Below are 26,345 nucleotides of genomic sequence, written 5' to 3' on the forward strand. Positions count from 1 at the left end.
CCGGCCGGCCTCCCGGCCGGCCGCTTTCCCCACGAGGTGTGATGTTGGACGGCATGGCGGCGGTTTCCGGCACCGAGGAGCCGGCCCGGACCGGCCCGGTGGCGATCGTCGGGATCGCCTGCCGGTTCGCCGGCGCGGACGGGCCGGAGGAGTTCTGGCGGCTGCTGCGGGACGGCGTGGACGCCGTCACCGAGCTGCCCGAGGGCCGCCGGGAGCACGACGGGCCCGGCGGCGGGCGCCGGGGATCCTTCCTGGCCGACGTCGACCGGTTCGACGCGGGGTTCTTCGGCATCTCGCCGCGCGAGGCGGCCGCGACGGACCCGCAGCAGCGGCTGGTGCTGGAGCTGTGCTGGGAGGCGCTGGAAGACGCCGGGATCGTGCCCGCGACGCTGCGCGGCGGCCGGACCGGGGTGTTCGTCGGGGCGATGCGCGACGACTACGCGCGGCTGGCCGGGCGCGCGGGAGCCGCCGCCACCCACCACACCTTCACCGGTCTGCAGCGCGGCCTGATCGCCAACCGGGTGTCCTACGTCTGCGGCCTGCGCGGCCCGAGCCTGACCGTCGACACCGGCCAGTCCTCGTCGCTCACCGCCGTGCACCTGGCCTGCCGGAGCCTGCTCACCGGCGAATCCCGGATCGCGCTGGCCGGCGGGGTCGGACTGAACCTGGACGCCGCGGGCGAGCGGGAGGCGGCCGCGTTCGGCGGTCTGTCACCCGACGGGCGCTGCCACACCTTCGACGCCCGGGCGAACGGCTTCGTACGCGGCGAGGGCGGCGGCATCGTGGTCCTCAAGCCGCTGACGGCGGCCCTCGCCGCCGGGGACCGGATCCACGCCGTGATCGACGGCGGGGCGGTCAACAACGACGGCGGGGGAGCGGGTCTCACCGTGCCCGACCGGGAGGCCCAGGAGGAACTGCTGCGACTGGCGTACCGGAACGCCGGTGTCGATCCGGCCCGGGTCGGCTACGTCGAGCTGCACGGCACCGGCACACCGGTGGGCGACCCGGTCGAGGCCGCGGCCCTGGGCGCCGTCCTCGGCGCCGTCCGCGACCCGGAGCACCCGCTGCCGGTCGGTTCGGTGAAGACCAACCTCGGCCACCTGGAGGGCGCGGCCGGGATCAGCGGACTGATCAAGGCGGTGCTGGCGGTCCGGCACGGCGAACTGCCGCCCAGCCTGCACTTCCGGTCGCCCCACCCGGCGATCCCGCTGGAGGCGCTGCGGCTGCGGGTGTGCACCCGGCTCGAACCCTGGGCCGGGGCCCGGGCCGCCCGGATCGCCGGAGTCAGCTCCTTCGGCATCGGAGGCAGCAACTGCCATCTGGTGATCAGCGCACCACCCGAACCCACCGGCGTGTCCGCCCCCGCCGACGGTGACCCGGAAGCGCCGGGGGCGCCCGCACCGGTGGTCGCCTGCGTGGTGTCCGGGCGCACCGGACCGGCGCTGCTGGCCCAGGCGGACCGGTTGCGGGCCCACGTGGCAGACCATCCGGAGGCCGGTCCGGCCGACCTCGCCCACTCGCTGGCCGTCACCCGGACCGCGTTCGAGCACCGTGCGGTGCTCACGGTGTCGGACCGGGAGGACCTGCTGTCCGGGCTGCGGGCGCTGGCGGCCGGCCGTCGTGCCCCGGGAGTGGTCCGGGGCACGGTGCGGCCCCCGGGCAGGACGGCGTTCCTCTTCGCCGGGCAGGGCGGGCAGCGGCCGGGCATGGGCCGGGAGCTGTACCGGGCCTTCCCGGCGTACGCCGAGGCGTTCGACGCGGTGTGCCGCCACCTCGACCCGTGGCTGGACGTGCCGCTGCGGGAAGTGGTGTTCACCACCGGCGGGCCGGCGGCGGCCCTGCTGGACAGCACCCGGTACACCCAGGCGGCGATGTTCACCCTCGAGGTGGCGCTCCACCGGCTGCTGGAGTCTTTCGGGGTCAGGCCCGACATGGTGGCCGGTCACTCGGTCGGGGAGCTGGCGGCCGCGCACGTGGCCGACGTCCTCAGCCTGCCGGACGCGGCGAGGCTGGTGGCCGCCCGGGGGCGGCTGATGGAGTCGCTGCCGCCGGGCGGGGCGATGGTCGCGGTGCGGGCGGCCGAGGACGAGGTGCGGGAGGTGCTCGCCGCGCACGGGGACCGGGTCGCGCTGGCGGCGGTCAACGGCCCGGCGGCCACCGTCGTCTCCGGCGACGGGGACGACGTGGCCGAGGTGGTGGCGACCCTCACCGTACGCGGCCGGGAGACCCGGCGGCTGCGGATCGGCCGGGCGCTGCACTCGGCCCATCTGGACCCGGTGCTGGACGGGTTCCGGGCGGCGATGGAGGGACTGGACTTCCGCCCGGCGCGGCTGACCGTCGTCTCCACCCTCACCGGCAGGCCGGTCGCGGCCGACGAGATGAGCACCCCGGAGTACTGGATACGGCAGGCCAGGCGGCCGGTGCTGTTCCAGGACGCGGTGCGAGCCCTGCGCGACGCGGGCGCCACGGCCTTCCTCGGGCTCGGCGCGGACGGCTCGCCGGCCGCCATGGCCCACGACTGCCTGACCGGGGCGGCCACCAGCCCCGAGACGCCCGGCCCGGCCCCGGCGCCGGACGGGGCCGCCACGCCGGACGACAGGGCCGTCACGCCGGACGACAGGGCCGTCACGCCGGACGGGGCCGCCACGCCGGACGACGGGGCCGTCACGCCGGACGGGGCCCGCGTGCCGGACGGCGATGGCGCGGCGGGCGACCCCGTCGTCGTGGTCTCCGCCCTGCGCGCCCGGCAGCCCGAACCACGGGCGCTGTTCACCGCGCTGGGCACCCTGTACACCCGGGGCGTCCCGGTGGACTGGGCGGCCGCCCACGCCGGCCGCGGGGCCCGGCGGGTGCCCTTGCCCACCTACCGCTTCCAACGCGAGCGGTACTGGCTGGACACCCCGGAACGGCCCGCGACGGCGGACCGTACGTCAGCGGGGCCGTCCCCGGCCACCGGCCCGGCGGCCGGCGGCGACCGGCCCGGCGCCACCGCACCCGGCGCGCGCCCGCACCCGTCCGAAGCGCCGCTCGACCTGGTGCTGGAGCAGACGGCCGGTGTCCTGGGCCACCCCGACCCCGGCGCGGTCGACCCGCACCGCACCTTCCACGACCACGGCTTCGACTCCCTGATGGGCGTGGAGCTGTGCGAACGGCTCGGGGAGGAGCTGGCGTCGGAGCTGCCGAGCACCGTGCTCTTCGACCACCCCACCCCGGCCCGACTGGCGCGGCATTTGCAATCGGTAGCATCCGCCGCGGACCGGCCGGCGGCCCCCGGCGCACCGCCCGGCGCACCGTCGCGAAAGGCGGCCGGCACCCCCGGGGCGGCGGACGCGGCGGACCACGACCCGGTCGTCGTGGTGGGGATGGCGTGCAGCTATCCCGGCGGAGCGGCGACGCCGGAGGAGCTGTGGCGGCTGGCGGCCTCCGGCACCGACGCCATCGGCGGTTTCCCCACCGACCGGGGCTGGGACCTGGAAGCGCTGTACGACGCCGATCCCGGCCGGGCCGGGACCTCCTGCACCCGGCAGGGCGGCTTCCTGCACGACGCCGCGGAGTTCGACGCCGCGTTCTTCGGCATGTCGCCGCGCGAGGCACTGACCACCGACCCGCAGCAGCGCCTGCTGCTGGCCACCGCGTGGCAGGCGTTCGAGAGCGCCGGCATCGACCCGGCGTCCGTCCGGGACAGCCGGACGGCGGTGTTCGCGGGGGTGATGCACCACGACTACGCCCCCCGCGTGCACACCGTGCCGGACGGACTGGAAGGGCATCTGATCACCGGCAACACCTCCAGCGTGGTCTCCGGCCGGCTCTCCTACGTCTTCGGGCTGCGCGGGCCCGCCGTGACGGTGGACACCGCCTGCTCGTCCTCGCTCGTGGCCCTGCACCTGGCGGCGCAGTCCCTGCGGCGCGGCGAGTGCACCCTGGCGCTGGCCGGTGGCGTCAGCGTGATGGCGACGCCGGAGATGTTCGTGGAGTTCTCCCGGCTCCGGGCGCTCGCCCCGGACGGCCGTTGCAAGCCCTTCTCGGCCGCGGCGGACGGCACCGCCTGGGCCGAGGGCGCCGGACTGCTGGTACTCGAGCGGCTGTCCGACGCCCGCCGCAACGGGCACCGGGTCCTCGCGGTGCTCAGGGGCTCGGCGGTCAACCAGGACGGCGCGTCCAACGGTCTGTCCGCGCCCAGCGGACCGGCGCAGGAGAGGGTGATCCGGGAGGCCCTGGCGGACGCGGGCCTGACCCCCGCCGACGTGGACGCCGTCGAGGCGCACGGCACCGGCACGCCGCTGGGCGACCCCATCGAGGCGCGGGCCCTGCTCGCCGCCTACGGGCAGGACCGGCCCGCCGGCCGGCCCCTGCTCCTGGGCTCGCTGAAGTCCAACATCGGCCACGCCCAGGCCGCCGCCGGGGTCGGCGGCGTCATCAAGACGATCCTCGCCATGCGGCACGGCCTGCTGCCGAAGATCCTGCACCTGGGCGAACCGACCGCACACGTGGACTGGGACGGCGGCGGTGTGGCGCCGCTGGCCGAGCACACCCCGTGGCCGGAGACCGGGCGACCGCGCCGGGCCGCGGTCTCCTCGTTCGGCATCAGCGGCACCAACGCGCACGTCATCCTGGAACAGCCGCCGAAGCTCCCGGACCCGCCCGCCGGCGGCACGCGGCCGGACCGGCCGCCGGTGCTGCCCTGGGCGCTCTCGGCCCGATCCGAAACGGCCCTGCGCGAGCGGGCGGCCGCACTGCGGGCCCGGCTGGACGACGACACCCGGACCGCGGAGACGGCCGCGGCCCCCGCGGCCCCCGCCACCGGGCTGGCCGACACCGCGTTCACGCTGGCCGCCGGGCGGTCCGTGTTCGAGCACCGGGCGGTGATCGTGGGACGGGACCGGGAGGCGCTACTCGCCGGCCTCGACGCGGTGGCCTCCGGCACCCCCGCCCCGGGCGTCTTCCACGGCACGGCCCGCACCGGGCGCCGACCGGTGCTGGTGTTCCCCGGGCAGGGCACGCAGTGGGCCGGTATGGGCCGGGAACTCCTGGCCGCCTCACCGGTGTTCGCCGCGACGATGGCGGCCTGCGGGCGGGCGCTGGAGCACCACGTCGACTGGTCGCTGCCCGAGGTGCTCGCCGACGAGGCGGCACTGGCCCGGGTCGACGTGGTGCAGCCGGCGCTGTGGGCGGTACAGGTGTCGCTGGCCGCGCTGTGGACCTCCTTCGGCGGGGCACCCGCCGCGGTGGTCGGCCACTCCCAGGGCGAGATCGCGGCCGCGACCGTGGCGGGCGGGCTGTCGCTGGAGGACGCGGCACGTGTGGTGGCGCTGCGCAGCCGCGCCCTGCGCGAACTCTCCGGCGCGGGCGGCATGGTGTCGGTGCGGCTGTCCCGGGCCGACACCGAGCGACGCCTCCGCGACCGGGCCGGCCGGATCGCGGTCGCCGCGGTGAACGGGCCCGCCTCGACGGTGGTCTCCGGCGACCCGGACGCACTGGAGGAACTCTGCCGCGAACTGGCCGCGCAGGAGGTACGGGTCTCCCGGCTGCCGGTGGACTACGCCTCGCACTCCGCGCAGGTGGAGCGGCTGCGCGACCGGCTGCTGGCGGACCTGGCGCCGATCGCGCCGGTGACCGGCGAGGTGCCGTTCCACTCCACCCTCACCGGCGAGCCACTGGACACCGCACGTCTGGACGCCGCGTACTGGTACCGGAACCTGCGCCACCCCGTGGAGTTCGAACCGGTCGTCCGCCGGCTCGCCGCCGAGGGGCACGGGCTGTTCGTCGAGTCCAGCCCGCATCCGGTGCTCACCATGGACGTCCAGCAGGTGCTGGACGAGACCGCGCGAGGCGGTACGGCCGTGGGCAGCCTGCGCCGCGGCGAGGGCGGTCTCGACCGCTTCCTCGGCTCGGTCGCCGAAGCCCAGGTGGCCGGCGCACCGGTGCGGTGGACCGGACTGTTCCCCGCCGGATCGGCCCGGCTCACCGAGTTGCCCGGCTACCCCTTCCAGCGGGAACGGTACTGGCTGCTGCCGGCCGTCGCCGGCGGCGCCGGCGCGCTCGGGCTGCTGGACCCCGGCCACCCGCTGCTGGGCGCCGGGGTGGCCCGGGCCGACGACGACAGCATGCTGTTCACCGGGAGCCTGTCCCAGGACGCGTACCCCTGGACCGGCGACCACGCGGTGCGGGGCACCGTGCTGCTGCCCGGCACGGCCCTCCTCGACCTGGCCCTGCACGCCGGTGCCCGGGCCGGCTGCCACCGGGTGGAGGAACTCGTCCTGGAGACCCCCCTGGTACTGCCGGAACACGGCACCGTACGCCTCCAGGTCGCCGTGGGCGGCCCGGACGCGTCGGGGTGCCGCACGGTCGCGGTGCACTCCCGGACCACCGGCCCCGACGCGGAGTGGACCCGGCACGCCACCGGCCGGCTGTCCGCCGGTGCCGCGCGCCCCGACGGTTTCGCCGACCCGGCCGCGTGGCCGCCGCCCGGTGCCGAACCCTGCGACCTGAGCGGCGTCTACGAGCGGCTGGCCGACACCGGATACGAGTACGGCCCCGCCTTCCAGGGACTGCGGGCCGCCTGGCGGGACGGCGACGTGTGGTACGCGACGGTCGCACCGGACGCCGCCGCCCCCGGCGCCACGGACCCCTACGGCGTGCACCCCGCGCTGCTCGACGCCGCCCTGCACACGCTGCTGCTGGAAGGCGACGGCGGCGACGGCGGCGGGCGGGTCCGGCTGCCGTTCTCCTGGACCGGAGTCACCCTGCACGCCACGGGAGCGGCCGAACTGCGGGTACGGCTGTCCCCGGCCGCCGACGGCTCGGTGGCGCTGACCGTGGCGGACGGCGCCGGGAACCCGGTGGCGAGCATCGAGGCGCTCACGCTGCGGCCGGTCGCCGAGGAGCCGCCGGGGCACCCGGGCCGGGCACACCACCGGTCCTTGTTCCGACTGGACTGGACCGAGGTACGACCGCCCGCGGTGCCCACCGACCGCCGCTGGGCGCTGCTCGGGGCCGGCCTCCCGGAGCCGGCCGGCACCGGAGTACCGGTCTCCCACCACCGTGACATGGCCGCGCTCCGCACGGCGATCGCCGCCGGGGAGCCGGTGCCCGACGTGGTCGCCGTCCGGTGTCCGCGACCGGCGGACCCGGCGGACCTACCGGCCGGAGCGCACACGGCCGCCCGGCACGCCCTGGACCTGGTGCAGAGCTGGCTGGCCGACGCGCCGGACACCGCCCGGCTGCTGGTCCTCACCGAGGGCGCGATCGCCGCCGGCGCCGGAGAGGAGGTGCCGGACCTCGCCCACGCCACGGTGTGGGGACTGCTGCGTTCGGCGCAGTCCGAGCACCCGGGCCGCTTCGGGATCGTGGACGTCGAGGACCCGGCCGGGTCGGCGGCACTGCTGCGCGCCGCCGTCGACACCGGCGAGCCCCAACTGGCCGTGCGCGGCGGCCGGCTGCTCGCCCCCCGGCTGGTACGGGTGCCCCGGCCCGCCGGCGACCGGCCGGCGGTGCCGGGCCGCCTCGCCCCCGACGGCACCGTACTGATCACCGGTGGCACCGGCACCCTGGGCGGCCTGTTCGCCCGGCACCTGGTCGCCGAGCACGGGGTGCGGCACCTGGTACTGACCGGCCGCCGCGGCCGGGACGCCGCCGGGGCGGCCGAGCTGGCGACCGAACTCGCCGCCATGGGCGCCGAGGTGACCCTCGCCGCCTGCGACGTGTCCGATGCCACGGCGCTGGCGGGCGTGCTCGCGGACATCCCCGCCGCGCATCCGCTGACCGCCGTGGTACACGCGGCGGGCGTCCTCGACGACGGCACGGTGACCGCCCTGGACGCCGCGGGACTGCGGGCCGTGCTGCGACCCAAGGTCGACGGCGCCTGGCACCTGCACACCCTGACCCGGCATCTGGACCTGTCCGCGTTCGTCCTCTTCTCCTCGGTGGCGGGGACGCTCGGCAACCCCGGGCAGGCCAACTACGCCGCGGCGAACACCTTCCTCGACGCGCTCGCCCACCACCGCGCCGCCCAGGGGCTGCCCGCCACCTGCCTGTCCTGGGGGCTGTGGGAGCAGCCCAGCGGCATGACCGCGCACCTGGCCCATGCCGACCGGGCCCGGATGGCGCGCGGCGGCCTGCTGCCCCTGCCGCCGGCCTGGGGCACCGCGCTGTTCGACACCGCGCTCGGCGCGGACGCACCCCACCTGGTGCCGGCCCGCCTGGACCTGAGCGGACTGCGCGACCGGACCCCCGCCGAGGCGGTGCCGGCGCCGCTGCGGGATCTGGCCCGAGGCGTGCGGCGTACGCCGCCGGCACCGAACGCCACCGCGTCCGCACCGGGACCGCACGGCCCGGTACCGGGCGGCGAACGCACGCTGACGGAACTGGTGCGGACCACGGCGGCCACGGTCCTCGGACACTCCGCGGCCGACCGGATCGACGAACACCGTGCCTTCCGCGACCTCGGCTTCGACTCGCTCACCGGCCTGGAGCTGCGCAACCGCCTGACCGCGGCGACCGGGCTGCAACTGCCCGCCACGCTGGTCTTCGACCACCCCACCCCGGCCGCGCTGGCCGCCCACCTGTCCGGTCGGCTGCCGGAGGAGACGGGCCGCCCCGCACCGCGGTCCGCCGCCGCAGGGGACGGCGATCCGGTGGTCGTGGTGGGGATGGGGTGTCGTTTCCCGGGGGGTGCGGATACTCCGGGGCGTTTGTGGGAGGTGTTCGCGGAGGGTCGGGATGTGATTTCGGGGTTTCCGGGGGATCGTGGTTGGCCGGAGGATCTGTACGACGAGGGGTACGGCGGGGGTCGGGGTGTGCCGCGGCCGGGTCGGAGTGGGGTGCGGCATGGTGGTTTCGTGGAGGGTGCGGCGGAGTTCGATGCGGGGTTCTTCGGGATCAGTCCGCGTGAGGCGTTGGCGATGGATCCGCAGCATCGGGTGTTGTTGGAGGTGGCGTGGCACACGGTGGAGTCGGCGGGGATCGATCCGGTGTCGTTGCGGGGTTCGGCGACGGGTGTGTTCGCGGGGTTGATCCACGGTGACTACGCGGCGCGGCCGGAGTCCGTGCCGGAGGATCTGGTGGGTCAGTTGGCGATCGCGAACACGCCGAGTGTGGCGTCCGGGCGTATCGCTTATGTGCTGGGGTTGCACGGGCCGGCGCTGACGGTGGACACGGCGTGTTCGTCGTCGTTGGTGGCGATCCATCTGGCGGTGCGGTCGCTGCGGGACGGGGAGACGGATCTGGCGCTGGCCGGTGGGGTCACCCTGATGGCCGGACCCACGCATTTCGTCGAGTTCTCCCAGCAGCAGGCGCTCGCGCCCGACGGCCGCTGCAAGCCCTTCTCCGCCGCCGCCGACGGCACCGGGTTCTCCGAGGGGGCGGGCATGGTGCTGCTGGAGCGGCTCTCCGACGCCCGCCGCAACGGGCACCGGGTGCTGGCGGTGATCCGTGGCTCCGCGGTCAACCAGGACGGCGCCTCCAACGGGTTGACCGCCCCCAATGGCCAGGCCCAGCACAGGGTCATCGAGGCCGCTCTGGCTGACGCGCGGCTGTCCGCCGACGCGATCGACGCGGTGGAGGCGCACGGCACCGGCACCACCCTCGGCGACCCCATCGAGCTGCGGGCCCTGCTGGACACCTACGGCGAGGGGCGCCCGGCGGACCGGCCGCTGTGGCTGGGCTCGGCCAAGTCCAACCTCGGGCACACCCAGGCCGCCGCCGGGGTCGCCGGAGTCATCAAGATGGTGGAGGCGCTACGGCACGGCACGCTGCCGCGGACCCTGCACGCCGAGGTGCCCACCCCCCAGGGGGACTGGACCTCCGGCGCGGTCCGGCTGCTGACCGAGCCGCGCCCGTGGACCGACGGCGACCGGCCGCGCCGGGCCGGGGTCTCCGCGTTCGGCATCAGCGGCACCAACGCCCACCTCATCCTGGAACAGCCCGGCCCCGAGCCCGAGGCCCGCACCGGCGGCACCACCGAGGGCGTGAACACCGCGGCCGCGGTGCTGCCCGTCCCGCTCTCCGCTCCCACCCGTCAGGGCCTGGCCGCGCAGGCGAGCGGTCTGCTCGCCCATCTCGCCGAGCATCCCGGCACCGAGCTGCTCCACCTCGCCCACTCCCTCGCCACCACCCGTACCCATCACGCCCACCGTGCCGTCGTCCTCGCCACCGACCACGACCGGCTCACCACCGCCCTCACCCGTCTCACCGACCACACCCCCGACCCACACACCGTCACCGGCCACACCACCCCCCACACCACCACCGCCTTCCTCTTCCCCGGACAAGGCACCCAGTACCCGGGCATGGGGGCCGGTCTGCACCGCACCTTCCCGGCCTTCGCCGCGGCGTTCGACGCGGTCTGCGCGGAACTGGACGGACAGCTCGAACGACCGCTCCGCGAGGTGGTGTTCGCCCCTGCCGGGTCCAGCGAGGCGGACCTGCTGGCGAGGACCGACTACGCCCAGGCGGCGGTGTTCGCGGTCGAGGTGGCGCTGTTCCGGCTGCTGGAGCACTTCGGCGTGACGCCGGACTTCCTCGCCGGCCACTCGGTCGGCGAGGTCGCCGCCGCGCACGTGGCCGGGGTGCTGTCGCTCGCCGACGCCTGCACACTGGTCGCGGCACGCGGCAGGCTGATGCAGGCACTCCCCCCGGGCGGTGCCATGGTGGCGCTGGCAGTCTCCGAGGAGGAGGCGCGCTCGCTGATCGCGGGCCGGGAGCACGAGGTGGCCCTCGCCGCGGTGAACGGGCCCGAATCGGTGGTCCTGTCCGGTGATGAGCGGGCCGTCCTCGACTGCGCCGGCCGGCCGGCCGCCCGGGGACGCCGCACCACGCGCCTGGGAGCCGGCCACGCGTTCCACTCGCACCGGATGGACCCCATGCTGGCGTCGTTCCACCAGGTGCTCAGCACACTGCGGTTCCGGTCCCCGGACAGGACCGTGGTGTCCGGCGTCACCGGTGAGCCGGTGCCCGGGGAAGTGATCGGTTCCCCGGAGTACTGGACGCGGCACGCCCGCGACACCGTCCGGTTCCACGACAGCCTTCGGTGGCTGGCCGGGGCCGGGGTGCGGCACGGCGTCGAGGTGGGCCCGGGGCGCACCCTCACCGCGCTGGCCGGACCGCTGCCGGCGCCCGGCGGGGACGGCGACGCGGACGGACCGGTGGTGGCCGGTCTGCGCTCCGGCCACGACGAGGCGGAGACCCTGCTGCACGCACTGGCGAACCTGCACACCCGGGGCGTGCCGGTCGACTGGACCGCCTGGTGCGCCGGCGGCGCCACCATCGACGTGCCCCTCTACGCCTTCCAGCGGGAGCGGTACTGGCTGCCGGACGGCGAAGGCGCCGAGCCCCGGCCGCCGGCCCCCTCCGCTGCGGCGCGGGACCTCGTGGACCCGCTCTGCCATGAGACGGTCTGGCGCCGCCGGAAACCGCCGGTCCCGGCCCGCGAGGCGCTCGGCTGGCTGGTGGTCGCGCCACCGGAGGAGGCCTACGACGAGGCGGTGGCCGAGCTGCTGGAGGCCCTGGCCGGGCGCGGCGCGGTGGCCGTGCCGGTGCGTTCCGGCGAGGGCGGCCGGGACCACTGGCGGGAACTGCTCACCACCCGCCCGCTGCCCGCACCGCCGTTCGGGGTGGTCTCGTTGCTGTCGCTGGACGACCGGGCGGACCCGGAGCAACCGTCGGTGCCCCGGGCGGTGACCGCCACCCTGGCCCTCGCCCAGGCGCTGGAGGATGCCGCGCTCGACGCGCCCCTGTGGTGCGTCACCGCGGGCGCGGTCGGCACCGGGCCGGACGATCCGGTGCACCGGCCGGGTCAGGCGGGGGTGTGGGGCCTGGGGCGGGTCATCGCCCTGGAGGCCCCGCACCGCTGGGGTGGTCTGATCGACCTGCCCGCGGTGCCGGACCGGGCGTCCTGGTCGGCGCTGTGCGAGGTGCTGGCCGCACCGGACGGCGAGGACCAACTGGCCGTCCGCCCGTCCGGCGTCCACGTCCCCCGCCTCGTCCGCATCCCGGAATCCGCCTCCGCGGCCACCGGCGACCCGGGATCCGGCCCGCCGGCCGGCCGGCGGGCCCGGGGCACGGTGCTGATCACCGGCGGACTGGGCGGGCTGGGCGCACACGTCGCCCGCCGGCTCGCCCGGGAGGGTGCCGAGCACCTGCTGCTGGCGGGGCGCCGCGGCCCCCGTACCCCGGGGGCGGAAGCGCTGCGTGCCGAGCTCACCGCGCTCGGCGCCCGCGTCACCATCGCGGCGTGCGACGTCGGCGACCGGGCCGCGCTGGAGGGCCTGCTGCGTTCGGTGCCCGCCGACACCCCGCTGAGCGGGGTGGTGCACGCCGCGGGGGTCCTGGACGACGGACTCCTCCAGTCGCTGACCCCACGCCGGCTGGCCACGGTGTTCGCCGTGAAGGCGGGTGCCGCCTGGCATCTGCACGAGTTGACCCGGGATCTGCCACTGGAGCGGTTCGTCCTCTTCTCCTCCCTCGCGGGTACGGCAGGCTCGGCGGGCCAGGGCAACTACGCGGCGGCCAACGCGGTACTCGACGCCCTGGCCCACCACCGGCGGGGCCTCGGCCTGCCGGCGGCGGCGCTCGCCTGGGGCCCGTGGGAAGGGGCCGGGATGTTCGGCTCGGTGGCCGCCCGCCCGGGGACGCACGACGGTCTCACCCCGATGCCGGCGCCCGCCGCCGTGGACGCCTTCGAACGCGCCGTCGCCTCCTCCCGGCCCTGCACGGTGATCGCCGACGCCGACTGGACGCGCTTCTCGCGTGGCACCGGACGGACCGGCGCGCTGCTCGCCGACGTCACGGGCGACCCCGGCGCCGCCGTGCCCGACGGGGCGGCCGCGGGCAACCCGATGGCCGAGCACCTGGCCGGGCTGTCGGCCGAGGAACTCCGGGAGACCCTGCTGCGGCGGGTGGTCGTGCACACGGCGGCGGTGTCCGGGCACGCGGTCGAAGCCGTTTCGGTGGACCAGCCCTTCCGCGAGCTGGGCATGGACTCGCTCGCCACCATCCAGCTCCGCAACCGCCTGGGCGCCGAGACGGGGCTCGTGCTGCCCACCACCATCGCCTACGAGCATCCGACCCCGGCGGCGCTGGCCGGACACCTCACCGCCGAGCTGGGCGGACGGAGCGCGGATGCCGTCCGGCCCGCGGTGGCCCGGCTGCGGGAGCTGGAGACCGTACTCGCCTCGGTACCGGCGGACGACGAACGCCGAAGCGAGATCACCGCACTGCTGGACGCACTCCTGTCCGCCTGGCGGCACGCCGGGGCCCCCCGGGACCCGGCGCCGGATCCGCACGACCTCGACATCGCCTCCGACGACGAGATGTTCGACCTCATCGACAACGTCCTCGGCCTCACCGAGGGGCCCGACCCCGTCACGGACCCCTGATACCGCCCCGCTCCCGGCACCCGACCGACCAGGCCGCCCGCGCGGGCCCGGACGCGGCCGGCGAACCGGTGCCCGGGTGCTCGGGTTTCCGCTGACACCACCGGTGATGACGGCGGACCGGGCGGACGCAGTCGTCCCCGAGCCGAAGCCGGCGGCGATGTCGAGCCTGGGCCCGAAGGGAGCTCAGCCGCCGGAGCCGATGTACAGCAGCCTGTTGGGCGAGCCCTTCGTGTCGGTGACGGCGTCGGCGGTGGCGTTGTCGAGCAGCGCCTGGTGGACCTGGGCCGGGGTCGCGGAGGGGTTCGCGGACCGGTACAGCGCGGCGGCGCCGGCCACGTGGGGCGCTGCCATGGACGTACCGCTCATGGTGGCGGTGGCGCTGTCGCTCCCGGTGGAGGCCGAGACGATCTTGTCTCCGGGGGCGAACAGGTCGGTGCACGTGCCGTAGTTGGAGTCAGAGCGTCGAGCATCGGCTGCGGTGGCGTTGTTCACCACGATGGCTTCCTTGATGTTGCCCGGAGAGTTCCTGCACGCGTCACTGTTGGCGTTGCCGGAGGACACCACCCAGGTCACGCCGGCCGCGACGGACTTCCTGATCGCGTCGTCCTCGGCGGTCACGATGTTGCCGGTGCCGCTGTTGATGCTCATGTTGACCACAGCGGGCCGGCCGGGGTCCTTGGCGGCCTGCTCGGTGATCCAGTTGACCGCCCGCACGATGTCCGAGTCGTAGGCCTGGTCCCGGCAGTTCAGGACACGCACTGAGACGATCTCGGCTTTCTTCGCGATCCCGTAGTCCTTGCCGGCCAACGTACCCGCCACGTGCGTGCCGTGGTTCATACAGGTCTGGCTGTAGCTGTCGGTGGCGAAGTTGGCGCCGATCGACGCACGGCCTTCGAACTGCTGGTGGCCGATCCGGATGCCGGTGTCCAGGACATACGCGGTGACGTCGGACGCCGTGTTGGGATAGGTGTAACTCCTGTCCAGGGTCCTGCCGCGCTGGTCGACCCGGTCCAGCCCCCACGAGGGCGGATTCGGCTGGGTACCCGAACTGCGGGAGATGCCGTCCTGCTGGACGTAGGCGACGCGGGGGTCCGCGGCCGTCTCGCGCGCCTGCTCGGCGGTCATCTCCGCCGCGTATCCCTTGAGCGCGGTCCCGTAGGTGTAGCGCACCTTGCCGCCGTGTTCGCGGGTCAGCGCCTTGGAGCGGTCTCCGACGGCGGACTTCGCCAGCTTCTCGTCCTCGAAGACGACGATGTAACGGTTCGCGACCGGGTCGGCCGCGGATATGACGCGGCCGGCCGGGGCGCCGGGCTCGCCGGGCGGGGCGGCAAGGGCACTGGACGAGGCCAGCAGCGCGCCGACGGCCGTAGCCACCGTGCCGACGGCTATCGGCATTCTCTTACGCATGGGAGCTCCACATCATGAAATGGGGGGAAGTGCTGCGGCCGGTCACGAGGGACGGACGAGCGGTACGCGCCACCGTGGTTCCGACGTGGCCGCAACGGTAGGTCCGGCCTGTCGGCCGGTACATAAGGGCTGCGGCATTACGGATACGCAGATAACCGCGGAGGCCCGACAGCGGGCGCAGTAGCGATGGCCGCCGCCAACCTGCTCGGCTCGGTCACCGCGGCCGGGGTCGGAGCCCCGAAAGCCGAGGTTGCGGCCCGGCGCCGCCTCCTCGGGCACCGGAGAAGGCGGGCGGTGGGTTGTCCCGGTGTGGACCGGCAAGGGCCCTGTGACGTGTGCTCCCGGCCGGCCCCACGGGTGAAGAGGCGCCGGCCCGGACCGTCGCCCAGCCCTGCCATTGGTGGCGGAGAACCATCGCAGGGTCCTGCCGTCTGGGTATCAGCCGGCCGGGGGCTTCGGCTCGGGTGCCGGCGAGGCCGGGCGGAAGCTGTTCGATGCGGTGGGAGTGGGGGATTCAGACGCCGGTTGCGGGCCGCACGGTGATTCCGTTCCGTTCCAGCAGTGCCGCCGTCACCCCGTCTCCCGGCGTCAGTTCCCCGGTGAACGACCCGTCGTGCACCACACCCCGTCCGCATGACGGGCTACGCGGCATCAACAGCGCCTCTGTGCAGCCTCTGTGCCGCGCCGCCGCGAGTGCTCGCCGTGCCCCGTCCACGAACTCCGCTGTGACATCACGTCCAGTGTCCTCGACGACCCGAGCTGTTCCGTCGAGTACGTCGTGTCCGTCGCCGCCCACCAACTCCGCAGGCCGGCGCGGTGTGGTGAGCCCGCCTGCCACCTCCGGGCAGAACGAGACGACCTCGCGCCCGGCCACTGCCTCCTCGACCTCCGGTGATGCCTTGTGACGCCCGTCGAACCGGCAGGACACCCCGCGCAGACACGCGCTGACCATGATCGCTTCCATGCCGCCAGGCTACTCGTCGCAGCCGACCGGCCCCGGTCTCGCGGCCGCGCGGTCATGCACGGGCGCCACGACCGGAGCCGCCTCGCTGTCGGCGCACCCCGGCGTCGAGCACCCGGCGGAGGGGTGCCGAGTGTGAAGGAGCGGCTCTACTCCTCTGGAGGCCGGCCGGGGCCGGCATGGGGCGGCGGCAGCCGGGACGGGCGTCGCAGGCGAACCGCCTTGGGCCGCCAGCGGGCTCGTCCCCTCCGTCCGACGACGGTGGCTCCACGTGCGGATTCCACCCGGGGACCCTTGCCTGGCAAACATTTTTGTTCATTCTGCAAGACGAGAGTTGCAGATCACAGTTCAGGGACGGCTCCTGCGTAGTAGTTTCGGTGTGATTGATCTTTCGTTCGGTCGTAGCGGTTGTTCACGGGGGATGTCATGCGGGGATCCAGAGGGTTTCGACATAGCTCAAGATCTTCTTTTGTGATGGCAAAGGAAAGGTCAACTCTCCTCCCTGCCCGGCATCTTCCGGTGCGGACCGTGTGAGTCCAACGGGCCGGGCGGGCCGCTGCCCGAGGCGCAGGGCTTCCAGGGGCACAGGACACCGCCCTCGCCGGTGACTGCCGGGCCGGAAGCCGGTGTTGGGTTTTCGTTTCCGTTCCTGCGGTACGGGCCCGACGGCCGGCTGCCCCTGCCGTGCCGCTGACTCCGGCACGCGGCCAAGCCGGCGTGGACGGCCGCAACCTGGCCCTCGACCGGTTTTTCGCGGTACCAGCCGGCCTGCCGTGGTAAGCCGCCGGTTTCTCTGTGCTGCCCTTTCACCCTCCACAAGCAAGGAAGTCAGCTTCGCCATGCCAGAGCAAAGAAAACCAGTACCGCCGGTTCCGATCGCGGTCGTGGGAATGGCCTGCCGGGTTCCGGGAGCCGATGACCTGTCCTCCTTCTGGAAGCTCCTGATGGACGGGGCCTGCACGGTGGGCGAAGCACCGCGGACCCGCTTCGGCCGCCCCTACGGTGTACCGGGGCGGACGGTCCGCGCGGGGCTTCTGAGCGATGTCGACCGCTTCGACGCGGAGTTCTTCGGCATCGCCCCGCGCGAGGCCATGGGCATGGACCCGCAGCAGCGGCTGTTCCTGGAGACCGCCTGGGAGGCCCTGGAGGACGGCGGCCAGGATGCCGCGAAGCTTGCCGGTACCCGCACCGGCGTGTACGTGGGCACCTGCAACGTCCACTACTGGGACCTGGTCATCGGTGCCGGCGAACCGGACATGCACACCATGCTCGGTGCCGGGTCGCGCGCGACCATCACCGGTCGTCTCTCCTTCGCTCTGGACCTCAACGGTCCCGGCCTGTCGGTGGACACCGCCTGCTCCTCCTCGCTCGCCGCCATCGCGCTCGCCTGTCAGAGCCTGCAGGCCGGTGAGTCCACCATGGCCATCGCCGGCGGCTCGCAGTTGCTGCTGACTTCCACGGAGACGCCCGGCTATCTGGAAGCCGGTGTCTTCTCGGCCGAGAACTGCAAGTTCGGGGACGCGTCCGCCGACGGGTTCGTCTTCAGCGAGGGCGTCGGCGCCGTCTTCCTCAAACCTCTGGAACAGGCTCTCGCCGACGGCGACCCGGTCCGCGCCGTCATCCGGGGTTGGGGGATGAACAACGACGGGGCGGGCAGCGGCACCATGATCAATCCCGCGCTCAGCGGTCAGCGGCAGATGCTGCGCCGGGCCTACGAACACGCGGGCGTTCCCGCCTCGGAGGTGGACTACGTCGAAGCGCACGGTACCGGTACGCCCGCCGGCGACCCGGTCGAACTCGGTGCGCTCGGCGCCGTGCTGGGTGAGCCGGGCGGTCGGCCCGCCGGCGCCCCCCTGCTGGTCGGGTCGGTGAAGTCCAACGTCGGGCACACCGGAGCGGCGGCCGGCGTGATCGGACTGATCAAGAGTGCGCTCATCCTCCGGCACCGCACCGTTCCCCCGAGTCTCCACCTGACCCGGCGCACCCCGGCGGTCGACTGGGACAGGCTCTCCCTCGACGTCCCCGGCTCCCCGCGTCCCCTGACGGCAGATCGGCCGCTGACCGTGGGGGTGAGCGGTTTCGGGATCTCCGGCACCAATGTGCACATGGTCCTCACCGAGGCCGATGCGGCCGTGACCGGTGTCCGCCGGTCCGCCGACCCGGCCGCGGCCGAGACCGGCCCCGACCACCTGCTGCCGCTGTCGGCGGCGTCCCCGGAGGCGCTGCGTGCCCGTGCCCGGGACCTGGCGGACCTGCTGGGTTCGGACGGCATGGGCCGCTCGGCGGACCTGGCCGACATCTGCCACACCGCCGCTGTCCGGAGCACCCACCACGCCTACCGGCTCGCGGTCGTCGGCGACAGCCACGACGCGCTGTCGGACCGGCTGCGTGAGGTTCTCGCCGAAGGGGTGTCCCCGGCCTACACCGACCGTCCCCGGGTGGCGTTCGTCTTCTCCGGTCACGGCTCCCAGTGGATCGGCATGGGCCGCGGGCTGATGGAGAGTTCGCCCGCCTTCCGGGACACCCTGCTGCGCTGCGACGAAGCGGTCCGGGCGGAGACCGGCTGGTCGGTCGTGGACCGGCTGACCGACGGCACCGATCTGGTGGCCGAGTCGGTGGAGGTCGTGCATCCGGTGCTGTGGGCGGTCCAGGTTTCCCTCGCCGCGACCTGGCAGGCCTGGGGCGTCGAACCGGACGTGGTGATCGGTCACAGCATGGGCGAGGCCGCGGCGGCCTGCGTCTCCGGCGCGCTCAGCCTCCAAGACGGTGCGGCGGTGGTGAGCCGCCGCGCCCGGCTGATCCGCGAACTCGTCGCGGGCCGGGGCACCATGTCGGTCGCCGGCGTCCCGGCCGACGACGCCGAGAAGCTCATCGGGGAGCTCGGTGTGAACGTCTCGGTGGCCGCGAGCAACGGCCCCCGGACCACCGTGCTCGCCGGTGAGATCGACGGCATCGAGAGGATCAAGGCCGAGCTCGACGCCCGCGACGTCTTCTGCCGGGTGATGAAGGCGGAGGCGGCTTCGCACTGCTCCCAGATGGACCCGGTGCTCGATGTGCTCTTCGCCGAGTTGCAGGGCCTCAAGCCGCGTGCCGGACGTGTCCCCATGCGCTCCACGGTCACCGGCGAGCTGATGGACGGAAGCGAACTGGACGCCTCCTACTGGGTGCGCAACCTGCGCGGCCGGGTGTACTTCCGGGAGGCCGCGCTCAGCACCGCGGAGCAGGGCGAGACCGTCTTCATCGAGGTCAGTCCGCACCCGGTGCTGCTCGGCGCGCTGGGGGAATCCCTGCAGGACGCGTCGCTGCCCGGCTCCGCCACCGGTTCCCTGGTCCGTGACGAGCCCGAGCGGCAGAGCCTGCTCACCGCGTTGGGCGAGGCGTACGAGGCGGGGGTCGCCGTCGACTGGACGGGCCTGTACGGCAGTGGCCGGTGCGTGGCGCTGCCCAGCTATCCATGGCAGCGGGAGAGCCACTGGTACGAGCCGTTGGAGGACCGGGCCGGGGCGGGCGCACCTCCGGTGGCGTCCGGTCGGCAGCTCCATGAGTTCCCTCTCGTCGCGGGGTCGCCGCTGCTGGCCGATGCCCCCGCTCAGGGGCCGCTGGTCCTGCACGGTCCGGTGTTCACCGAGGCCGCCCGGGTCGCTGCCGCACGGGCGGCCGGTGTGGGGGTGGTGCGGCTCACCGGTGTGGAGATGCCGGGCGCGCTGGTGGTGCCCGAGGGGGAGTCCACGGTGCTGCGGGTCTCCCTCACGCCGGAAGCGGCCGACGGCGCCTGGGGCTTCGAGGTGGCCACCCGCCCGGACGGCCAGGGCGGCGCTACCGCGGTGCTCGCCCGGGGCACCGCACTGGCCCCGGCCGACCTGCCGTCCCCGGCCCGTGAGCCGTTGCGGGCCACCTTGGAGCGCTGCCCGGAGCGCCAGGACGCCGGCGCCTTCTACCGGCGGCTGCCCGCGGCCAAGCATGTGCTCCGGGCCGTGGAGGAGGTGTGGCTCGGGCAGGGTGAGGTCGTCGCCCGGCTGCGCCGTCCGGCCGGCCTGGTGTCCCACCCCGATCACCCGGTCCACCCGGCTCTGCTGGCTGCGGCGTCCCAGCCCGTGCTGGCGCTCCTTCCCGATCTGGACTACCTGGCCGACCACATCGCCGGTGTCACCGTGTGCGGTCCCGATCCGGAGGTGGCGTGGAGCCGCTGCCGGATCACCGAGGTCACGCCGGAGGCGCTGCTGGTGGACATCGACCTGCTGGACGAGGCGGGCCGGGTGCTCGTGGACGTCACCGGCATGCGCATGCGCCGGCTCCCGGCCGGCACCGCTCCGACTTCCGCCGACGACGCCGAAGCCGGCGTGTGGGCCCCGACCGGCAAGGAGAACCAGAGCATGACGGCCGATCAGCCCAGTGGTGCGTCCGGCGCGGCCCGGCAGGGTACCGACTCCGGCATCGAACTGACCGGTGAACTCCGGCTGACCGATCCGGCCAGCGGCCTGGTCGTGGAACTGCGCGGCAGTCTGCGCATCGGCCGGGACCCCGCCCCCGCCCTGCCCGTGGCGCCCGTCCCGGCGGCCCCCCGGGCCACCCCCGTCCCGGCCCCGGCGGTCGCCGCGCCCTCCACCCCGGTACCGGCTCCGGCCCTGGTGCCGGCCCCGGTCCCGGAGGCTCCCGTGCCCGCCGCCGATGACCGTCCGGTCCTGGAGCGGGTGGCCGAGACCGTGGCGGCCGTGCTGCGCACCGAGGTCGCCAGGCTCGATGCCAACAAGCCGCTCAACCGGCTCGGTATGGACTCGCTGATGGCGGCCGAACTCCGCAAGCGTCTGGAACGGGACCTGGGAGCCGTCCTGCCGCCGGCCAAGCTGGGCCGCGGTACGACCATCGCCGACCTGGCACGGGCGATCGAATCATGAGTGCCTTCCCGCGATCCACTGAGACCGACCGCTTACACGAGGTGAGGACCGACCGTATGGCCGACGATCTGAAGGACTTGTACCCGGTGGGCGAGATGCCCCCGCTGGGCCACGTCCCCGCGCGCATGCACGCCGCCGTCATCCGTCCCGAACGGTACGGTGAGCCCGACCAGGGCTTTGCCATGGAAGTGGTGGACGTGCCCCGGGCGGCCCGAGGCCAGGTGCTCGTCTATGTGATGGCCGCCGGCATCAACTACAACAACGTGTGGGCCTCACTCGGCTACCCCCTGGACGTGATCGCCGCCCGCCGGCGCAAGGGCGCGGCCGAGGACTTCCACATCGGCGGGTCCGAGGGCTCCGGGATCGTCTGGGCGGTGGGTGAAGGCGTCACCTCGGTGTCGGTGGGGGACGAGGTGATCCTCTCCGGTTGCGTCTGGGACGAGACCGCTCCCGACATCCGGCTGGGTGCGGACCCCATGACCTCCAGCACCCAGGCCGCCTGGGGATACGAGGCGAACTACGGCTCCTTCGCCCAGTTCGCGCTGGTGGGGGACTACCAGTGCCATCCCAAGCCGGCCGGCCTCTCCTGGGAGGAAGCCGCCTGCTTCCTGCTGACCGGCGCCACCGCCTACCGTCAGCTGACCGGCTGGGCCCCGCACACGGTCGAGCCGGGGGATCCCGTCCTGATCTGGGGCGGTGCCGGCGGCCTGGGTTCGATGGCGATCCAGATCACCCGGCAGCGCGGCGGTATCCCCGTCGCGGTGGTCTCCAGCGACGACCGCGGCAAGTTCTGCCTGGACCTGGGGGCCAAGGGCTACATCAACCGCAACGAGTTCGACCACTGGGGCCGGCTGCCCGACACCTCGGACGACAAGGCCATGGCGCAGTGGCTGAAGGGTGTCCGGGCTTTCGGCAGCAAGTTCTGGGAGGTCCTCGGGGAGCGCAGGGCCCCGAAGATCGTGCTGGAGCACAGCGGTCAGAGCACCATCCCCACCTCGATGTACCTGTGTGACACCGCGGGCATGGTCGTCATCTGCGGGGGCACCACCGGTTACAACGCCGACGTCGACCTGCGCTTCCTGTGGATGCGCCAGAAGCGGCTCCAGGGGTCGCACTTCGCCAACCTCAGGCAGTGCCGCCAGGTGATCGAGCTGGCCGCGAGCAACCAGCTCGACCCCTGCCTGTCCTGGGTCGGGGAGTTCCACGAGACGGGCCACGCGCACCAGCTGATGTACGAGAACAAGCACCCCTCGGGGAACATGGCGGTCCGCGTCAACGCCCGCGGCTGAGACGGCGGCCCGGGGCGTCCCCCGGGCCGCGGCCCCGGGGCGGGGGGGGCCCCCCCCCGGGGGGGGGGGGGCCGCGGGGGGGCGCCCCCCCCCCCCCCGCGGCCGGGTCCGGCGCGGTCCGGGGCCCGCACGGGTTCGTCGTGGTCCTCCAGGGCCAGGCGGCCGACCGGGTGTGGGGCTTCCCGCCGCCGGCGAGGCTGTGCTGGACACCACCGCACCCCGGTTCCCCGATGAGTCCTGGACGCCGTCCCGCCCGGGCTGAGGGCCGGCCCGCAGCATCTCGATCACGGCTCTGCGGCGGCCGGGGCATCGCGGTCTCACGGCGGGGTAGTCGCGAGAGAGTCGACCGAGGAGACTCCGATGCCGCCGACCGACGTTGTACCCCTCGCCTACAAGGGCCTGGACACGATGCCCACCTGGTTCGTGATCGCCGCTGTCGTACTCGCCGCCCTCGGTATCGGCCTGGCGGTGAGCCGAGGGCGGCGCTGAGATCTTCGGGGCACGCCGAAGCCTTTCCCGGCGGGTTGCCCGGACGCGGCACGTACAGCCGGCGGATGACCGAAAGGACCATCCCGGCAGAGACTTTGCCCCCACACCCGACTGACACCCACCCGGCTCAGACCACGCGCTGGTCACTGCGGGGGCGCGCCGCGCCTCGGGTCGTGCGGGCGTTTTCCTGCTGAACGCCTGGCCGCTGTGCCCCTCCGCTCAGTGTGCGTGAAGTACCGCGCGTACGTGGTGGCTGTAGGCGTTTTCGCTCAGGTGCGGTTGAGTATCCACGCCATGTTGCGTGTTCGAGTGAGTCCGAACACTGGTGCCATGCGTGAATGGCTGCGAAGTCCGGTTCCCCGGCGATGGGTGACTGTGGTGCCGGCGGGGGTGGTGATGGTGGCGTGGGCTGTCTGGCTGGGCTGGGACCAGCACCGGGATGTGCGGCCTGATGGTTCGACGACCGGCCCCTACCAGGCGTGGCAGGTGATCGGGCTGGGGCTGACCGTGCTGGCTGTGGTGTACTGGGCCGCTTCCCGGGAGTGCGGGTCTGCCGCGGTGTTCGGCACCACCACCGGGCTGACCGCTGCCGCCTACTGGGACTGGTCGGACGACTCCAGTGGGCTCTTCGCGATCGGCGTGGGCATGGTCATGGTCGGAAGCCTGGCTGTGACCGGCATCGTCTCGTCCTTGATCGCCTCCCGCGGAGGAAGGCCGGGAGCCGGCCGGTCCCGGCATTGATCCGCTCACATCCCAAGGGGCGTGAGAAGCGCAGGCGGTTCGCCGGACCGCCTGCGGATGCGCGCCACCCGGCGCCGCTCCCCGGGACAGGCTGCCTCCAGCCCCCGAGGGTTGCGCAGCGGCCCCCGTGGTGGTGTGGCGCGCCGACCGGGGCCCCTTTTTTTGGTCGGGGCCCGGGCCGTGTGCCGGTGGGGGTTGGACGATGGTGGAGTCGACCGCGACGTCCCGGTCGGGGTTGCCCGCGGTGTCGGTCTGGGCGAGCGGGGCGGTGAGGACCGGTTCCCGGGTGTCGTCGTCGGCCCGTTTCCGCAGGCGGCCGTGGGCGCCTTGCCGCGACCCGCGGTGCTCGGGCGGGCAGCAGGCCCATCCACCGTCTCCCGGTGCGGTAGTGAACGCGACCGCGGCGGTCGTCTGCCGGTGATCGGGCCACCGACCTGCCCGCTGGGGAGTCCGGTCCGGTAGCAGCCGCTCGATGCGTGCCCACCGGACGTCAGCCGACGGCACACCTGGCCGACGGTCCGATGTTCCGAAGGGGGGTCGGCCCACCGGGTGTCGGCCGGTGGGCCGTATACCGGCCGCATGGTGCGGTGTCTGTTACAGCGGCAGGTCCGGTGCTGTGAGGTAGCCGTCGGGGCGTACCAGGAGGCTGTCGGTGCGGGGTGAGGTGGGGCGCCAGTGGACGGGGACCGCGTCGGGGACGGCGGGGGTGTCGTGGGAGCCGATCGGGCTGATGTGGACGAACCGGCCGGCCCGGAGTTCCTCGTAGAGGCGACCGCCGCCGTCGAGCGCGATGTCGGGGACGCGCCGGGCGTTTGGCCCGTAGGAGATGTCGATGCCGGAGATCTGTCCGGCGGTGCGGCGGCGGAGCGGGGCGAGCACGTCGAGTGTGACCCCGGCGAGTGCGCGCACGGCGCGCATCGCGGGGTGGTGGGCCATGGCGAGGCGGACGAGGGCGCCGCTGGTGCGGAGCACCCGGGCGCCGATGGGGTGGCGTTCGGCCTGGTAGGTGTCGAGGAGGGCGTCGGGGGACGCGCCGTGCAGGACGCGGGAGAGTTTCCAGGAGAGGTTGGCGGCGTCCTGCAGGCCGGTGTTCATGCCCTGGCCGCCGGCGGGGGAGTGAACGTGGGCGGCGTCGCCTGCCAGGAAGCAGCGGCCCTTGCGGTAAGTGGGGGCCTGGCGTTCGTCGCTGTGGAAGCGGGAGAGCCAGCGCGGGTCGTGAGCGCCGAGGTCGTGGCCGGTGGTGCGGATCAGGAGGCCTTTGATCTCGTCGAGGTCGACGGGGGCGTCTTCTGGGGCGGTGTGGTGGCGGTCCCAGCCTATGACCCGGTAGTAGCCGTCGCCGAAGGGGGCGATGAAGGCGAAGCAGGCGGAGTCGGGAGCGACGCGCAGGGCCGGGAGGTCCCGGGGCGGGCGGGCCAGCTTCACGTCCGCGAGGGTGATCGACTTCAGTACGGACTCACCGGGAAAGGGGATGGAGAGCGCCTGGCGGACGCCGCTGCGGTGGCCGTCGGCGCCCACGAGGTACCGGGCGGAGCAAGCGACGGTGCGGCCGTCCCCGGTGCGCAAGGTGGCGGTCACGGAGCCCGGCGCCTCGGGGGAGTCCTGGTCGATGCCGGTCAGTTCGTGCTCGTAGCGGAAGTCCACGCCCGCTTGGACGGCACGCCGCTCCAAAAGCCGTTCGATCTCGTACTGGGGGGTGGCGAGAAGGAACGGGAAGCGGGTCGGCAGGTCGGCGAGGCTTAACTCGCCGCGGCCGAAGACGCGCAGGCTGGTGGTGGTGTGCCCGGTCTTGAGAAGGTCATCCGCCAGGCCCCGGGCATCGAGGAGCTCCAGGGTGCGGGCGTGGGTGGAGAAGGCACGGGTGAGGTTGGAGATCTTGTGCGGGCGGCGCTCGGCGAGGGTGACCCGGTGGCCGGCGGCGGCCAGGTCCCCGGCCAGGAGCAGGCCGGTGGGGCCCGCGCCCACGACGATCACATCGGCGGCTGTCGGCGGGGTGGTGTCGGCGGGGGCGGGGGCAGTGCGGTCCGTGCTTCCCATGGCGGCCTCCATTGTGTCGGCGTGTTCCCACGGTCGACGACTGTCGGTCAACAACTGTTGGTCAACGCTTGTTGGCCAACGCTGGTTTGACGATAGGCCGCCCACCACTGGCCGGTCAACGCCCGTTGGCCTACAGTTGTTGACGTGACCCAGGCTCCCTCCGCACCCCGCCGCTCCGACGCCACCCGCGCCGCGATCCTGCAAGCCGCACGCGAGAGCTTCGCCGCCGAAGGGTACGAACGCGCCACCATCCGCACCATCGCCCGCGCCGTGGGCATCGACCCCTCCATGGTCATGCGGTACTACGGCAGCAAGGAACGCCTGTTCATCGCCGCCTCCGACACGGATCTGCATCTCCCGGACCTCGGTGCGATCCCCGCCCAAGAAGTCGGTGAGGTTCTGGTCGCCCACTTCCTCGACCGCTGGGAAGGTGATGACGTACTGACCGCACTGCTCCGGGTCGGCGTCACCCACCAGGCCGGCGCCGAGCGGATGCACGAGATCGTCCGGCGGCAGCTTGTCCCGGTGGTCACCGCTGTGTGCCCCGATCCGGCTGACGTGCCGCGTCGAGCCGCTCTGGTGACCTCGCAGATCCTCGGCTTGGCTCTGGCGCGCTTCGTGCTGCGCTTCCCGCCGGCGGTTGAGATGACTCGTGAGGAGCTCATCGCCTGGGTCGCACCGACGGTGCAGCGCTACCTCACCGCCGCGGCTCCCTGAGCCCCGGCACACCTACCCGGCGCGGTGGGGATAGGTGTCTTCCCCGCCGCGGCCGGCGGGAAAACCAACAGGCCCCTGAACGGCCACCCCGGCCGGGCTGATTTGGCGTGCGGTGCCTGCCTGCGCGGGGGCGGAGGAGGCGCCCGCTCGGGTCGAGTGGACTCGCCAGCCGACCCCCGTCCGTCCGCCCTCATCGGTTCATCCGGCGGCTCCCGCTTCCCCCATTCGGACACTCTCCGGAAGCCGGGACAGTTCGACACACGGGGCCGGAGCCTGCCGCCGGTGCTGTGCAAGGCCCGGATGTGCCGGATGTGGTCATCCGCGGCGTCGAACGCCATCACGCCTAAAGGGTGTTGCATAAGGTCGGGCTCGGGCAGGCCGGAGTTGTGCTTGACCTGCTGTTTCACCCGGTCAGGGCGAGGTTGTGCATGGTGGC

The 26,345-nt window shown here is 74.1% G+C and carries 9 protein-coding genes; 6 read left to right on the forward strand and 3 right to left on the reverse strand.

Features of this window, described 5'->3' with window-relative positions:
• The first annotated feature begins 53 nt into the window (after nucleotides 1–53).
• Complete coding sequence (locus ACH4B3_RS33510; RefSeq protein WP_398469445.1) at nucleotides 54–13,373, forward strand: type I polyketide synthase; 13,320 nt, start codon at nucleotides 54–56, stop codon at nucleotides 13,371–13,373.
• A 183-nt stretch (nucleotides 13,374–13,556) separates the two neighbouring features.
• Here the strand turns inward: ACH4B3_RS33510 and ACH4B3_RS33515 are convergent, their stop codons facing one another.
• Nucleotides 13,557–14,780, reverse strand: coding sequence for a S8 family peptidase (locus tag ACH4B3_RS33515; RefSeq protein WP_398469446.1), 1,224 nt, complete (start codon nucleotides 14,778–14,780; stop codon nucleotides 13,557–13,559).
• Nucleotides 14,781–15,294: 514 nt separating this feature from the next.
• Nucleotides 15,295–15,744: a DUF523 domain-containing protein gene (locus ACH4B3_RS33520; RefSeq protein ID WP_398469448.1), complete on the reverse strand. Its 450-nt coding sequence runs from the start codon at nucleotides 15,742–15,744 to the stop codon at nucleotides 15,295–15,297.
• A gap of 881 nt (nucleotides 15,745–16,625) precedes the next feature.
• Between ACH4B3_RS33520 and ACH4B3_RS33525 the strand changes: the two genes are divergently transcribed.
• The 4 genes from ACH4B3_RS33525 (at nucleotide 16,626) to ACH4B3_RS33540 (ending at nucleotide 23,155) form a co-directional block, all read left to right on the forward strand.
• On the forward strand, nucleotides 16,626–20,636 hold the full coding sequence (locus tag ACH4B3_RS33525; protein WP_398469450.1) for a type I polyketide synthase: 4,011 nt from the start codon (nucleotides 16,626–16,628) through the stop codon (nucleotides 20,634–20,636).
• Nucleotides 20,637–20,692: 56 nt separating this feature from the next.
• Nucleotides 20,693–21,925, forward strand: coding sequence for a crotonyl-CoA carboxylase/reductase (gene ccrA / locus ACH4B3_RS33530; protein ID WP_398469452.1), 1,233 nt, complete (start codon nucleotides 20,693–20,695; stop codon nucleotides 21,923–21,925).
• A 360-nt stretch (nucleotides 21,926–22,285) separates the two neighbouring features.
• The gene (locus ACH4B3_RS33535; RefSeq protein ID WP_398469454.1) at nucleotides 22,286–22,414 is read left to right on the forward strand and encodes a hypothetical protein; all 129 of its coding nucleotides are present in this window, start codon (nucleotides 22,286–22,288) and stop codon (nucleotides 22,412–22,414) included.
• Between the two features lie 330 nt (nucleotides 22,415–22,744).
• Entirely contained in the window at nucleotides 22,745–23,155 is a 411-nt protein-coding gene (locus ACH4B3_RS33540; RefSeq protein ID WP_398469456.1) for a hypothetical protein, read from the forward strand.
• 594 nt (nucleotides 23,156–23,749) lie between these two features.
• On the opposite strand, the gene ACH4B3_RS33545 is transcribed toward ACH4B3_RS33540, so the two are convergent.
• Nucleotides 23,750–25,192, reverse strand: coding sequence for an FAD-dependent monooxygenase (locus ACH4B3_RS33545; protein ID WP_398469458.1), 1,443 nt, complete (start codon nucleotides 25,190–25,192; stop codon nucleotides 23,750–23,752).
• A 144-nt stretch (nucleotides 25,193–25,336) separates the two neighbouring features.
• Between ACH4B3_RS33545 and ACH4B3_RS33550 the strand changes: the two genes are divergently transcribed.
• The gene (locus tag ACH4B3_RS33550; RefSeq protein ID WP_398469460.1) at nucleotides 25,337–25,909 is read left to right on the forward strand and encodes a TetR family transcriptional regulator; all 573 of its coding nucleotides are present in this window, start codon (nucleotides 25,337–25,339) and stop codon (nucleotides 25,907–25,909) included.
• Nucleotides 25,910–26,345: the final 436 nt, after the last annotated feature.

The organism is Streptomyces sp. NPDC018031 (genome assembly GCF_044327625.1).
Classification (GTDB): domain Bacteria; phylum Actinomycetota; class Actinomycetes; order Streptomycetales; family Streptomycetaceae; genus Streptomyces.